This is a genomic window from Streptomyces bikiniensis (assembly GCF_000716625.1).
GTDB classification, from domain to species: Bacteria; Actinomycetota; Actinomycetes; order Streptomycetales; family Streptomycetaceae; genus Streptomyces; species Streptomyces bikiniensis.
This window is the reverse complement of sequence record NZ_JNXJ01000045.1, coordinates 34,670-48,680: the sequence shown is the minus strand read 5'-3', so window position 1 is coordinate 48,680 and position 14,011 is coordinate 34,670. Positions and strand designations below refer to the sequence as shown.

10 protein-coding genes are annotated in these 14,011 nt (G+C 70.1%); 3 read left to right on the top strand and 7 right to left on the bottom strand.

Going from position 1 to position 14,011, the window contains the following annotated elements:
- Both OO47_RS27840 and OO47_RS27835 read right to left on the bottom strand, forming a co-directional pair.
- Positions 1 to 489: MBL fold metallo-hydrolase (locus OO47_RS27840; RefSeq protein WP_033210529.1), on the bottom strand; the 489-nt coding region annotated here is incomplete at its 3' end.
- A gap of 747 nt (positions 490 to 1,236) precedes the next feature.
- The gene (locus OO47_RS27835) at positions 1,237 to 3,456 is read right to left on the bottom strand and encodes an ATP-binding SpoIIE family protein phosphatase (RefSeq protein ID WP_030220761.1); all 2,220 of its coding nucleotides are present in this window, start codon (positions 3,454 to 3,456) and stop codon (positions 1,237 to 1,239) included.
- Positions 3,457 to 3,835: 379 nt separating this feature from the next.
- On the opposite strand from OO47_RS27835, the gene OO47_RS27830 reads away from it, so the two are divergent.
- From OO47_RS27830 to OO47_RS27820, 3 genes are all read left to right on the top strand, one after another.
- Positions 3,836 to 4,150, top strand: coding sequence for a hypothetical protein (locus OO47_RS27830; RefSeq protein WP_158708705.1), 315 nt, complete (start codon positions 3,836 to 3,838; stop codon positions 4,148 to 4,150).
- A 4-nt stretch (positions 4,151 to 4,154) separates the two neighbouring features.
- Complete coding sequence (locus tag OO47_RS27825; RefSeq protein ID WP_030220756.1) at positions 4,155 to 5,762, top strand: sodium/solute symporter; 1,608 nt, start codon at positions 4,155 to 4,157, stop codon at positions 5,760 to 5,762.
- A gap of 380 nt (positions 5,763 to 6,142) precedes the next feature.
- Positions 6,143 to 6,841: a DUF1345 domain-containing protein gene (locus OO47_RS27820; protein WP_030220755.1), complete on the top strand. Its 699-nt coding sequence runs from the start codon at positions 6,143 to 6,145 to the stop codon at positions 6,839 to 6,841.
- Between the two features lie 281 nt (positions 6,842 to 7,122).
- Here the strand turns inward: OO47_RS27820 and OO47_RS27815 are convergent, their stop codons facing one another.
- From OO47_RS27815 to OO47_RS27795, 5 genes are all read right to left on the bottom strand, one after another.
- Complete coding sequence (locus OO47_RS27815) at positions 7,123 to 8,508, bottom strand: flavin monoamine oxidase family protein (protein WP_030220749.1); 1,386 nt, start codon at positions 8,506 to 8,508, stop codon at positions 7,123 to 7,125.
- A gap of 1,001 nt (positions 8,509 to 9,509) precedes the next feature.
- Complete coding sequence (locus OO47_RS27810) at positions 9,510 to 10,193, bottom strand: TetR/AcrR family transcriptional regulator (RefSeq protein ID WP_030220746.1); 684 nt, start codon at positions 10,191 to 10,193, stop codon at positions 9,510 to 9,512.
- Positions 10,194 to 10,471: 278 nt separating this feature from the next.
- The gene (locus OO47_RS27805; protein WP_030220745.1) at positions 10,472 to 11,353 is read right to left on the bottom strand and encodes a crotonase/enoyl-CoA hydratase family protein; all 882 of its coding nucleotides are present in this window, start codon (positions 11,351 to 11,353) and stop codon (positions 10,472 to 10,474) included.
- Between the two features lie 53 nt (positions 11,354 to 11,406).
- Positions 11,407 to 12,381 (bottom strand): NAD(P)H-dependent flavin oxidoreductase, encoded by a 975-nt coding sequence (locus OO47_RS27800; protein WP_030220737.1) that lies wholly within the window; start codon positions 12,379 to 12,381, stop codon positions 11,407 to 11,409.
- A gap of 191 nt (positions 12,382 to 12,572) precedes the next feature.
- Entirely contained in the window at positions 12,573 to 13,925 is a 1,353-nt protein-coding gene (locus OO47_RS27795) for an NAD(P)/FAD-dependent oxidoreductase (RefSeq protein WP_030220734.1), read from the bottom strand.
- Positions 13,926 to 14,011: the final 86 nt, after the last annotated feature.

Genomic DNA, 14,011 nt, shown 5'->3' with positions numbered 1-14,011 from the left:
CAGGAAGCCGTCCGGTTCGACAAGGTAGCCGCTGTGGCCCGGGGTGTGACCGGGGAGGTGGACGACGGTCACGGTGCGGCCGCCGAGGTCGAACACCGTCCCGTCGGTGAACCCCGCTGCGTCGGGTCGGTCCCGCACGTGGAATCGGTCGCGCAGCATCACTTCGGTGTCCGCTGTGGCGTCCGGCGGGAGGCCGTAGCCGGCGGCCATGACGTCGCGGGAGCGCAGCGCGGCGAGGTCCCCCTCGTGGACGTGGACGGGCACCTCGTAGTCGCCGAGACCCGCGACGTGGTCCTCGTGGGCGTGGCTCACCAGGACCAGGTCCGCCGGCGGTGCAGCTCCGACGAGCGACAGCGACGGGTCTATGACCAGCGTTTCGGAGGTGCCGCGTACGAGGACGGAGTTGGCGTACGGGTAGGCGCCCCCCTCGGCTCCGACGAGCACGGAGACCCCGGCGTACCGCCTTTCCGCGTATCCCGAGGCGGTCATGGTGGGTACTCCTTCGTCCGTGAATCCCTTGGTGGGCGTGTCGAGTTGACCCATGCCGGCCGGTGTCACGCTTTCGCCGGGCCACTTCATGGGGCGGGCGAGGAAACGGGCGCGGGATGCCATGGCGCTGGTACCGGTGCCGCACGTGCAGCTGGAGCCGTTGCACGCGTGCGTCGCCGAGTTCGCCTGGTCGCCGAGGACCTGCCCGTCCGAGTGGCGCCGACTCGAACGCATGCGTCGAGTGGAACCCCGAGCGGCTCATCATGCAGGGACCCCGCGCCGCGTCGACGCCTCCGCAGTCGGCACCGGTCACCGAACGTCTTGCCTCCTGATCGCGGCCCTCCGCCGCAGTGCCACGCCACGTGGGTACGACCGCTTGCCTGATGCTTCGGCCGTCCGAGCGACCGATTGTTCATGGATGTCGATTCGGATTCGATCTTAGGGTGCGCTCAAGGCCTGTCAACCCCGTGGTCACGGGGAAGGCGCGAGCGCCGATGACGCGATCTCGGATCACGTTCGACAGAGGCGTGGTCCCTTCGCGGCCGACCCGGACCACCGCGGTGCAGCGCCGCGCAGTTGAGCGCCGGCGGGGCCGTCCTCGCTGCCGCCGTGGCTCTGCTCGGCGGCCAGGGCTACGGGGCCCGCCACCCTCTGGGGGGGTGTCTTCAAAGGTCGGGCCCACCCGTGAGACCAGGACGGTCGGGGCCGCCCCGGCGTACCAGGGGCGTGCTGTCGTCGTTGCGCGGGTCAGTCGTTCTCCTTTGAAGGGAGGGCCTGTTCGGCCCAGATGACCTTGCCCTCGCGACCGTGCCGCGTGCCCCAGCGCTCGGCGAGCTGGGCGACGAGCAGCAGGCCGCGGCCGCCTTCGTCGAAGGTCCGGGCACGACGCAGGTGCGGGGCGGTGCTGCTGGCGTCGAAGACCTCACACGTCAGCGTGGACTGGAGAATGAGCCGCAACTGGATGGGAACCCCGCCGTAGCGGATCGCGTTCGTCACCAGTTCGCTGACCATGAGCTCCGTGGTGAAGGACAGCTCCTCCAGTCCCCACGCGGTCAGCGCGTCGGACGCGAAGCGGCGGGCGTCGGCCACGACCGCGGGGTCGGAGGGGAGGTCCAGCGCAGCGACGTGACCAGGGTCGAGTGCCCGCGTGCGTGCCACCAGGAGGGCGACGTCGTCGGAGGAGCGGCTGGGCAGGAGAGCGGCGAGGATCCGGTCGCAGATCTCGTCAGGCGATTCCGCTGGTTCCGCCCGGTCCACCGCCTTCGGCGGTGTCGGCCCTCCCGCGAGAACGTCGCCCAGCAACGCGCGGGCGGCGTCCACATCACGCGTGCGACTTCGGATGAGGCCGTCGGTGAACAGGGCCAGCAGGCTGCCTTCGGGCAGTGTCAGCCGGGTCGTTTCGAAGGGGAGACCGCCCAGGCCCAGCGGGGGGCCGATCGGTGCCTCCGGCAGCTCGACCGGCCGGGAGTCCGCAGTGTCGTCCTCGCCGTCCGGGGGAGTGACGACGACCGGAAGGACGTGCCCCGCGCTGGCGAAGGAGCAGACGCGGGAGACGGGGTCGTAGATCGCGTACAGACAGGTGGCGCTGGTCTCGCCCGCCTCCTGCCCCTCCTCGTGCTGGAGGCGGATGACCACGTCGTCCAGGTGCGTGAGCAGCTCGTCGGGCATCAGGTCGATGTCGGCGAAGGCGCGGACGGCGGTCCGGAGGCGGCCCATGGTGGCGGCGGCGCCCAGACCGCGCCCGACGACGTCGCCCACGACGAGGGCGACTCGCGCCCCGGACAGGGGGATCACGTCGTACCAGTCGCCGCCCACCCCCGCCCTGGCCCCGCTGGGCAGGTAGCGAGTGGCCGCGACGACGGCCGGCTGTTCCACCGTGCGCTGTGGCAACAGGCTGCGCTGGAGGGTGAGCGCGGTGGAACGCTCGTGGGTGTACCGGCGGGCGTTGTCGATGGACACCGCCGCTCTTGCGACGATCTCCCGTGCGAGGAAGAGATCGTCCTCGTCGAAGGGGGCCGAGCTTTCCGCACGGAAGAACTGCACGAGGCCCAGGACTTCTCCGCGGGCGGGCAGGGGCAGCAGCAGCACCGAGTGGAAGTCGTCGGGGCCGTACGCCTCGGCCCCGCTCTCCGGAGTCGACCGCCACCATCCCCCGGCCGCGGAGCCGGGGAGGCGGTGCAGCGCGGCCCGGCCGGTGGCCAGTGCGCGGGCCGGCTCCGATTCCTCCGGGTAGGTGTGCGTCCGGCCCGCCGGCGTGCGCGGCTCCGCGTTTCGCGTGCCGGACGCGAACCGGTGGGCCACGCGGCGGAGCGGCGACGGGCCCGGCGCGGGGAGCGCGTCCTCCTCGTCGAGGACGATGGTGCGAAGGTCGACGACGACGAGATCGGCGAAGTCGTCGGTTCCGACGTCCGCCAGTTCCCGGGCGGTGCGGCCGATGTCCAGGGTGGTGCCGATCCGCAGGCTCGCCTCGTTGGTCAGGAGGAGCCGACGCTGCAACCGCCGGTCGCGTTCCTCCTGATAGGCCTCGACGACGCGCACGGAACTGCGGTCCACATAGGCGAACCCCTGCGCCAGTAGTCGCATCGCCACGGCGTTGACCAGTTCCGGATCGTCGGTGAGCCGGGGGACCTCTGCCTGGAGCAGCTGGAACAGGCCGACGTGGCCGAGTCGGTAGGCGCGCAGGAGCGTGCTGATGGGAACGCCGCCGCGGGCGAACCTGCGGGCGATCTCGAAGGACGGGGGAGGCGTTTCGACCTCGGCGGCGTCGAGGCCGTGCTCGAGCACGTCCAGAAAAGCCGTGAGGTGTCCGGTCGTTTCTTCGGAGGCGAGAGTGGTGATGTCCTCGTGCTGCCACGGCTCGGGGAGTTCTCTTCGCATGCGTAGCAGCAGGGCGTCGACCGACTCGTTCGTCCTCGGTCTGAGTTCTCGGGCGAGGCGGCGAAGGAGAACATCCACATCGTCCTTCATGAGATCAATTGTCCGTACGGCGTCTGAAGCCTGCCACCGGGCGGAGGGTCGACCTGTCCTGGGTCGGCAGCGGTTGACGGTGCGCGATCATCCATGCGTACACTTAAACACGAACTCGATTCTGTATCGAACTCTTCGCCGGTACACGTACCGCTCGCGGTTCCTCGGCCCGATCGGCCGATCGTGAGGGCGGTCGCCTTCCGTAGCCGTGCGACACCACCTCTCTGGCGATGCCCCCGATGACCTCGGCCGGGGCCTGCCACGGGTCCCCAGGGGCCGCCTCGGCCTTCTCGCACGTCCTCATGCCCCGTCCGACCACCCCTTTATGGAGGTCTCCGTGCGTTTCCCCTCCACACCGGCCCCACCCGGCGGCCCTCCCGTGCCGCGACACGGTGCTTCTCCCGACGGGATCGACCGGCGCGTCGGGCGCGCCTTCCTGGCCGCCAACACGGTGCCCCTCGCCATCGGTGTCGTGCTGTCCTGCTCCACCGCGCTGACGGGAACCCGTGTGTACGGGCGTCTCACGCTCGGCGTCGTCTGGGGCGCCCTGCAGCTCGGCGTCTTCCTCGTCAGCGTGTGGTGGCACGAGGCCCGGTCCGTGCGGCCGGACACTCCCGCCGAGCGCTTCTTCGCCCCCGAGGACCTGCCGACCGGGACCGCGGGTACGTCTCCCGCCCGAGAGCGCGGGTGGTGAGACGGTGACGGCTCCACTCCTGCTGAGTGCGGGTGCCCTCGATCCGGTCGGCTCGGCCGCCCGGGGCCCCGTGATCACCACCTTCTTGGTCTTCATCGGCCTGTGCCTGCTGTGGGTCTTCACCCTCGCGAGCCAGGACGAACACCCGGAAAGGCTCCACACGGCCGGCAGGTCGCTCCCGCCGGTCTTCAACGGCGTCGCCCTGGCGGGCGAATACATCACCGTCGTCACGCTGTTCGCCGTGTCGGGAGCGATCGCCCTCTTCGGCTACGACGGGTTCACCTCCGCTGTCGACAGCGTCATCGCACTCGGGGTACTCCTCCTCCTCGCCAAGAGGATCCGCGACAGCGGCCAGTACACGCTCGGCGGCCTTTTCTCACTGCGCGCGCCGGGCCGAGAGGCGCGCACAGCGGCGGCCGTGGTGACGCTCGTCATCACGGTTCCCGTGCTCATGGTCCAGCTGCGGGCCGCCGGCATCAGCGCAGCGCTCCTGATCGGCATGTCGAGCGACACGGCCCAGGTGGCGTGCACGGTGCTGATGGGCTGCCTCGTCGCCTGCTTCGCCGCGGTGGCGGACCTGAGGGGAACCAGCTTCGTCCAGGTTGTCAAAGTCCCCGTCACGCTGGTGGCGCTCGCGGTGGTCACCCTGCTCGCCCTGCGGAAGTTCTCGTGGAGCCCCGGAGGCCTGCTCGACGCCGCGGTGCAGCAGAGCATCGCGCCCGACGGCTATCTGAGCCGGGGGCTCTGGGCGCACACCGTGGGCCTCGGCCCGCTGAACACGATCAGCGACCACATCGTCGTCATCCTCGGCATGGCGATGATGCCGCACCTGATCCTCCGCGTCGCCGCCTCGCGGTGCGGACGAGCGGCACGGCGCTCCACGAGCATCGCCGCGGGCCTGACAACGATCTTCTACCTCCTTCTGATCACGACCGGCTTCGCGGCGGCAGCCGTGGTCGGCAGCGGACAGATCAGTGCGGTCGACGCGAACGGCCAAGCGGCTCCGATCCTGCTCGCCTCCGGCCTCTTCGGGTACGGATCGACCACACGCGTCGTGATCATCACCCTCGTCGCCTGCGTCGCCTTCCTCGCGGTGCTGACGGCCGTGTCCAGCATCACCTTCACCGCCGCGGTCTCCGTCACGCGCGACGTCCTCACCCGGACCGGGCGTCCTCTCACCGACACCGGACAGGTCTGGGCGCTTCGTTCCACCGTCGTCGCCCTGTGCCTCGGAGGGCTGGTGCTCTCCACCGCCGTCCACAGCTATCCCGTCGAGTTCCTGGTCACGTTCTCGCTCGGCGTCGCGGCCACCTGCGTCTTCCCGGTGCTGGTCTACTCCTTCTTCTGGCCGGGGTTCAACCGCCGGGGGCTACTGTGGTCCGTGTACGGGGGACTGCTCCTCTGCACCGTCCTCACGATCTTCTCGCCCACCGTCTCCGGGAGCGCGTACGCGCTGTGGCCCGACGCGTCCTTCGACTGGTACCCGTTCCACACCACCGGCCTGATTTCCGTACCGGCGGCGTTCCTCCTCGGGTGGCTCGGCAGCACGAGGCCACCGGCGCAGATCGGACAAGGCTCCCGGCGGACCGCGCACGAGTACGCGAAGGGGTAGGACGCAGTCTGCGGAGCCGGCCTTCGACCCCCGGCTCCGCCCACGCTCCCCGATCCGGTAGGCGGCAGGCGGACGCCCCGGACCGGGTCGGCGTCCTGCCGCGGCACGAGTCACGCAGGGCCAGGTACGCGACGGAGACGAGGAGACAGCCTGGGCGGGACGCGCCTGAGGCCCCCGCCGGAAGCGGAGGCGCACGGCTGCTTGACCGTGCTTCGTACGGCTTGCCGAAGGAGGCCGGAATCGGCGTAAGCCGTGTCCGCGCCGGAAGATGGCGAGGACATGCGGATGCCACCCCCTCCATGGTGCGCACGTCACGGCTGGGTGGACCGTCGACGACAGCCTCAGCCCGTGACGGACCGAACGGCCCGAGGAGCTCGTCCATGAATCAGCCGCCCACACGACGGCGCCGGAACCAGTGGCTCTCCGAACGACGCCGTTCGACGGTGAGCGCGCTTGTCGCCGTAGGAACGGCAGGACTTCTCCTCGGCCTCGACGGTAGCTGGGCGCGCGTCACGGGGGCGGACGTGTGCGTGCTGGTACTGCTCGCCTACCTCTTCCCGTACCTCATGGTCACGGTGGTCGCCTTCTCGACCGCGTCCCCGGAACGCGTACGCGACTGGGCCCGTCGAGAGGCGCGGGGCACGGTGCTCCAGCGGTACGTGTACGGGACGGCACCCGGCCCGGGGGTGTCGGTCTTCATCGCGGCTGCCGCGCTCGTGGTGGCGGTGGTGTGGCGCCCCGGGCACCTCGGCTCCGCGTTCGAACCGGCCGGTCGTGCGGGGGTGGCACTCGCCATGGTGGCCGTCGCCTGGATCTGCGTGGTGGTGTCCTTCGCGGTCGCCTTCCAGGCCGACAACCTCGTGGAAGGTGAAGGGGCTCTGGAGTTCCCCGGCGAGCAGAGCCCGCTCTGGATCGACTACGTCTACTTCGCCTTCTCGGTCATGACGACGTTCGGCACGACCGACGTCACCGTGCTGTCCCGGGAGATGCGCCGGACGGTGACGGCCAACTCGGGCATCGCGTTCGTCTTCAACACCGTCACGGTGGCCAGCCTCGTCTCCGCCCTGGACGACATCTGACGAGGTGAGCGGCAAGCCGTCACCGTGCCCCCGGGCTTCACCACCACGTTGACACGCAAGGCCGCACACGGCCGGTCGGCCATGATCGAAGCGGTTACCTGCCCGCAGGTGCCCACCGGCGTCGTCACAGCGGCCGGGTGCGGTGTCCCCCCTTCTGCGTGAGCACGGGGGCCACCGCGCGGTCCGGCCTTGTGTGATTCCGCCGCCGTCGCGCGATGGCCCGTCTGCGACCGGTCGTTCAGGGCCTGAAGGCCGTTGAGGGGATCGACCGGGAGTCGGAGTCAGCGCCCCAGACTCGCGAGAACCGCCTTTGCCGCGTTCGCGCCCGACGTCGCCGCGTCAGCGAGCGTAGGCATGTGGAGCTGGTAGTCGCCGGCCAGGTGGATCGGCCCGAGAGGGGCCCGCAGCGTCGGCAGCGACACGCGCCTTCCCGGAGCCCAGAAAGGCACCACGCGACGGTGCCGCCGCACGATGCCCTCTCCGAACTTCCCCCGGAGTTGCGGGTAGACCGAAAGGAGGTCCTTCGCGAACCGAGCGGTGATCTCCTCATCGGAAAGCTCGAACAGGTTGTCGGCCTGTGCGCCTCCGGCAAAGCAGGCCAGCGCACCGCCGGGCTTCCGTGCGCCTTCCCCGCGCATGGCGGCGGCGTGGTTGAACACTGCCTGGAACGAGAGCTGAGGCGTGGAGACCGCGTAGAAGTCGTCCCAGGGCTGGGGTCCTACCTCGTCGGTGAAGAAGCCGACGATCACGTAGCGGCCGTAGCGGATGTCGGCGAACGCGTTGTGGTAGCTCTGCGGAAGCCCCGGAAGGATCTGCAGCGCGACATCGCTGGGGACCGTGACAACGGCCCGCTTCGCGCGCACCCGCACCGGACCTCCCGCGTCAGCGTAGTCGACGACGACGCCGGCCCCGTCCGGCCGCACGGACCGGACACCGGCCCCGAGCCGGAGGCGTTCGCCGAGGTCGGTGGCCAGAATGTCGGTCAGCGTCTGGTTGCCTCCCACCGGAAGCGCGAAGTTGGACTCCTTGTCCGGGTCCGTCATCATGATGGCGACCGACATGATCAGCTGGCCCGCGGCCGTTTCGCCGGGCTCACATCCCATCCACTGGCCCGTCAATGACCTGAGGACGTCATGGGCCAACTCGGATCGGACGCCCCGAAGGAGATCCGAGGCGAGGCGGCTGTCCAGCTTGGCGCGCACCCTCTTCGCCATCTTTCCGTCCGACTCCATGAACGGGACGGACGAGACGATACGGGCGCCGACCGCCGCGAGGCCGATCCGGTCCAGGAGGCTCATCCGCGTACGGAACATGAGCTCGGACAGTTTGGACGTGTCCACCAGTACGCCGTTGAGAACCAGCGCCGCGCTTTTGTCGGACAGTGATCCCATCGCGATGCCGTGACGATGGAGGGCGTCGATCAGCGGCCCTGTGCCCTCGGTGAACTGTGTCCCGACATTGATCCAGTAGTCGCCTTTCCGGACGGTCTCGACACGTCCGCCCGCCCGCTCCGCAGCCTCGAGTACGAGGACATCGGTCTTGCCGGCGAGCGTGGTGGCCGCCATCAGCCCCGCCATTCCCGCTCCGACGATGACGACCTCGCAGCTCTCCTCGCGTACGGGCCGCGCCTCGTTCGTCGTGCCGAGCCCGGGTTCCGCGTTCGTCATTCTCTTCCTCCCTTCGTCATCAGGACGGCTTCCGTGTCGTCCTCCGCGCGGACAGTCGGCATCGAAGGTGCGGGTCGCCGTGTCGACGGTGATCACGGTCGGACGCGTGAACTCCCCGTGCGTGGGCGTCCGCCGGCACGTTCTGCTCGTGCCGTGTTCCTGGCAGGTCCGTCTCCTGGGCGAACCTGGCGAGGTCGCCACGGCTGCCCCCTGCCGGCCTCGTGCTCCCCTCGGCGGCCCGAGCGTCGACAAAAGAACATCGAATCGAGTTCGACTTTATAGGTACGATACGCTCCGGTCACCCCTTCTCGGGTCGGGCGTTCCGGTCCGGCCGGACGGGCCCTCCCGGCGGCAGTCGGTGCCGAGTGGCCGACCGGCGGGCCACCGGGGGTCGCTCATGCTCGCGAATGCCCCGGCCCGACCCGCTCGATGTCGACTCAGTCAGCCCGCACAGCAGAGAGGCATGATCAAGTGACGATGCCGTGTGAATGGATGTGACGCCCTTCGGCGAACCGAGGTTCATCCCATGAACACGAGCGTGCTGGCTGTTCGGCTTCACCTGGACACCCCCACCTTCGTCGTCGAGGAGGTCTCCGTGCCGGTTCCCGGCCCTGGCGAGGTCCGTGCCGCGGGTGTGTCGCCCGTCGGGCCTGCACCTGATCGACGGACGCGTCAGCCGGGTCTTCCCCGTCGACGCCGTGCGCGAGAGCGGCGCCATCACCCTCGGCCACGAGGTCGCAGGTGTCGTCCACGTCCTGGGCGTATTGGCCCGGACGTACGAGGGGCCCGGGTGCCGGGGCAGCCGGTCGTCGACCGCACCCCACCCATTCCCGTGGCCAAGGAGCCGCCGACGGGTCCCTGGGCGTGCATGCGGCGGGACGGGCGGCGAGTACAGGTGCTGCGGCGTCAGCCCGTCGAAGACCTTGAGGGAGATCCGGGGCACTCACCCCGCGGGCGGGACGAGCTCGTGGCCGGTGACCCGGCCCGGGCCCGTCGGCCCGTCATGCCGACGGATCCGGCGCGTACGTCCGCAGGTAGGAGGTGAGAAGGCGGCGGTGCTCCGCGAGAACGGCATCGTCACCGGTCACCGGAGCGACGCGGAAGGCGACGTCGAAGAGCCGATTACCGGCCTCGAAGGCCAGCTGCATCACCAGGAGCGGGGTGTCGGGGCGCAGGAGACCCCGATCCCGCGCGAAGTGCCAGAGCCGTTCGGCCATTGCCTCGTCGAACGCCCGCACCAGCTCGGCGAGGGCATCGCTGCGACGGGCGAACCACAACTCGACACAACTGGGGTGCTCACGGAAGTAGGCCAGCAGGAGATCGACGACCGCGTCCACGGCACTGTCCAGCCCGGCCGGCGGGCTGTCGTCGCCGAAGACTCCGGAGAGCAGGGTCTCGAGCTTCTCGACGTGGCGGCGCATGAGCTCGGCGTCGACCTGATGGCGGTCGGAGAAGTAGTGGTAGACCGAGGCGACGGGGATGCCGGCACGTTCTCCCGCGGCCTTGAGCGTCGCCGCCTCGTAGCCGTCGGCCACGAGGATCTGCTCGGCGGCGTCGAGTATCGCGTTGACCCTTTCGGCCCCTCGCCGCTGTAGTTGGGCGTTCGGCCGGGCCGGCGCATGAAGCGGCCTCTGCTCCGTCGTGGGGACGGCAGTGCGACGCCGCGACCGGCGCGCCTCAGACACGGGGGGAGGGCGGGGTGACATGGGACACGTATCGCATTCTAGCCGAGGGCATGGACGAAGAACGCGACGCGGTGGGCCGGAGCAGGCCGCCCCCGGGGCCCCTAAACGACGAAGGGGCGGGCGGGGCACCCGACCGCGGGCGAGCGGCGGCCCGTCCGTCGAGCGGCGGGTCGGAGGCGAGCCGCCGCCGGTGACCGCTCCGTCGACACGGTGCGCTCTCGGGGAGGCGTGGAGCGGAACCGCGCGGGACGAGGCCCCGCCCCCTCACCGGCGTACGGTCAGCGGGATGCGGTCCATTCGTCGTAGAACGGCGGCATGGCCGAGGCCCGGCTGCTGAAGTCGGGGGAGCGCTTCTCGCGGAAGGCGGTCACTCCCTCGGCGCCGTCGTCGATGCTCGTGTAGAACATGGCGAGGGATTCGAGCCGGTGCGCGTCCTCCGGATCCTCCAGGGCCGTGTGACGGTACGTCATCTGCCGGATGAGCGCGGTCGACACGGGTGACCGGCCCAGCGTCCAGCGGTCCGCCAGCTCGCGCGCCCGCTTCAGGAGCTCGTCCGGGGCGTGGAGCTCCGTCGCGAGGCCCGCGTCCACGGCGGCCTCCGCGTCGAGGATCTCGGCGGAGTACAGCAGGTCCAGCGCCCTGGGTATGCCGACCAGGCGGGGCAGGAACCACGTCGAGACAGCCTCGGGCGTGATGCCCAGGCGGCCGAAGACGAGGCCGAACCGCGCGCTCGTGGACATCAGACGGGCGTCCATGGCCAGCGTCATGGTCGCGCCGATCCCGACCGCGACGCCGTTGATCGCCGCGATCACCGGCTTGCGGCAGGAGCGGATCGCCAGGGTGACCCTGCCTCCCGTGTCCCGCACCCGGCTGATGTCGGGGCTGCTCAGATCCGCCATGTCGGCGAGCGTGGGCGTGCGCGACTCGTCGAGCCCGAAGACGTTGCCGTCCGCGCTGAGGTCCATGCCGGCGCAGAAGGCCTTGTCGCCCGCGCCGGTGACGATGATCGCCCGTATGTCGTCATTGTCGTTGACCTCGGTGAAGGTCCGTTCCAGCTCCCCGGCCATCGTCGGGGTGAAGGCGTTGAGGTGGTCCGGCCGGTCGAGGGTGACGGTGAGGACGCCGTCGTCGACGTGGTGGTCGAGGGTGGTCCAGGTCATGGTCGCGTACTCCTGTGTTTCGTAGACCCGTGGTTTCTGTCTCCCGGGCCGTCTCAGCCGCGGAGCTCGGCGAGCCGGCCGATGATCTTCTCCGCGTCGCCCACGATGCCGCTGACGATCTCGTCGCAGGTGGCGACGGACTCGATGAGCCCCTGGGCCTGGCCGGCCCACCACAGGCCGTCGTCCATGTGGCCCTCCTGGAGCACCCGGGTCCGGCCGCGGACGCCCGAGGCCAGCTCGGCCACGTCCTCGAAGACCGCTCCGGGGCGCCGCGAGCGGGTGACGATCTCCTCGGATATCGCGTTGCGAGCGACCCGGCCGGTGTTGCCGAACTCCCGGAAGACCAGCTGGGTGGCGCGCTCGTCGTTGGCGACGATCTGCGCCTTGACGTTGGGGTGCACGGGAGCTTCCGCGCTGGCGACGAACCGGGTGCCCATGTTGATCGCGCAGGCCCCCAGGGCGAGGGCGGCGGCGAGGCCGCTGCCGGTCGCGAAGCCGCCGCTGGCGATGACCGGGACGTCCAGCCGGCGCACGGCGGCGGGCACGAGGACGAGGCCGGGGATGTCCTCCTCGCCCGGGTGCCCCGCGCACTCGAAGCCGTCGATGCTGACCGCGTCCACACCGAGGCGCTGCGCCTTCAGCGCGTGGCGCACGGCGACCGCCTTGTGGATCACCCTGACGCCCGCGCTCTTGAACGCGGCCACGTGCTCCGCCGGGTTGCTGCCGGCCGTTTCGACCACCGTCACCCCGCTCTCGATGACGGCCGCGCGGTATTCCGCGTAGGGCACCGGCTTGAGGGTGGGCAGGATGGTCAGGTTGACGCCGAACGGCCTGTCGGTCATCTCCCTGCACCGGGCGATCTCCCGGGCCAGCGCCTCCGGGGTGGGCTGGGTGAGCGCGGTCAGGAACCCGAGGGCGCCCGCTTCGGCCACCGCGGCGATGAGTTCGGCGGTGCCCACCCCCGTCATGCCGCCGCAGACGATCGGATGGTCCACCCCGAAGAGGTCGGTGAAGGGAGTCGAAATCATGAGTGGGGCCGGCCAGGGCCCTCTCCGTTCTTGCGGCGCCGTGTCTGCACGGCGGCTTCCGAGGCGCTGACGGCCTGGCGGGCCGAGGGCCTTGATCGAACTCGAATCGTTCTCGCGGGTGATCAGCCGACCCAGGCCCTGGGCGACCTCGTCTCCACGTAATGTCCGCCTGCACGCGTGAGGAAATGGAGTCAGGCCACTGGTGACGCGCCTTTGCGGGCGTTCCGCCGGCTTCCGTTGATCAGGTCGCTGAAGCGATCGACGGTCCAGACCGTGCGCAGTCCTAGCCGGTTCATCATCACGGGGCGGGGGAACTCGGGCTTCTCCGCCCACAGGAAGTCGAGGTCCTCAGGTCGCTTCCCGTCGACGATCAGGTCGGCGATGAGGGTTCCGACGTAGGGTGCCTGGGCCAGACCGTGGCCGTTGCACGCGATCGAGTAGAACACGTTGCCGCCGACCTGCCCGGCGATCGGCAGCCACGACGACGTGATCGCGATCCATCCTCCCCAGGCCCGTGCCACGGCCACGTCGGCCAGGCTCGGAAAGCGCGTCGCGAACGCACCCGCGAGCTCCTCGACGAGCGCCGGGTCCGGGGTCTTCTCCGACGTCGGGAGGGGGAATCCGGTGCCCCGCTCGATCCGGCGGACCCCGAACACGATGGTGTTGCGCGAGGTCAGACGGTAGTTCTCCATGATGTTGTGCTGGGTGATCAGTCCGGACCGGCTGGTCCATCCCAGGGCCCTCAAGCGCTCGGGAGCGATCGGCTCGGTCTCCACCTCGATCACCCAGAGAGGCACCGCGAGGTGCTTGGGCGTGATGCCCCATTCCCCCGAGAAGGCATTGGTTGCGAGCACCGCCTTGTCCGCGCTCACCCGTCCCTGCGGGGTCGTGATGACGACCCGGCCTTCGGAGCGGCTGACGTCGGTCACCTTGGTCTGCTCGAAGACCCGGGCGGACGAGGCCAGGACGCCCTGGCGCACTCCTCGCGTGAACGCGCCCGGGTTCAGGATCCCGCCCTCGACCTCGCGCATGCCGCCGACGAACCCCCGGGGAATGCCGAGTTCCTCGCTCGTGCCGAGCTTGACCTTGGTGCCGGCCCTGCGCAGGATCTTGGCGGCGCGTCGTACGCGACCCATCTGCCACCGCGACACGGCGGCGAAGGCGTTGCCGGTGGCCTCGTAGTCGCAGTCGATGTCGAACCTTGTGATCAGGTCCTCGACGTACTGCGTGGCGTGTCCGGTGAAGCGTGCCAGGGCGGGCATCTTCTTGTGGAACAGCAGGTTCAGCAGCTGGATGTCCCCACCGGGCGCACTGGCCAACTGGCCGGCGTTGCGGGAGCTCGAACCGTGACCACAGAACTCGGCCTCGAGCAGCACGACGTCCTGGCCGCGCTCGGCCAGGCGCAGTGCGGTCGCCATGCCTCCCAGACCGCCTCCGATGACCGCGACCTCACAGGTGAGGTCCTCGGCGAGCGGCGGAAGGACATCAGCCGGTGGATCGATCCAGCCGCTGAACGAGCTGTACTCGACGTGGTCAGTCTTCATGATGCGCTTCTCTTTTCTGTATCGGATTTTCGGTCTGCCCGATTTTTCAGGGCCGATTTTTCAGGGCCGAGCGACGCTGTGCTCGT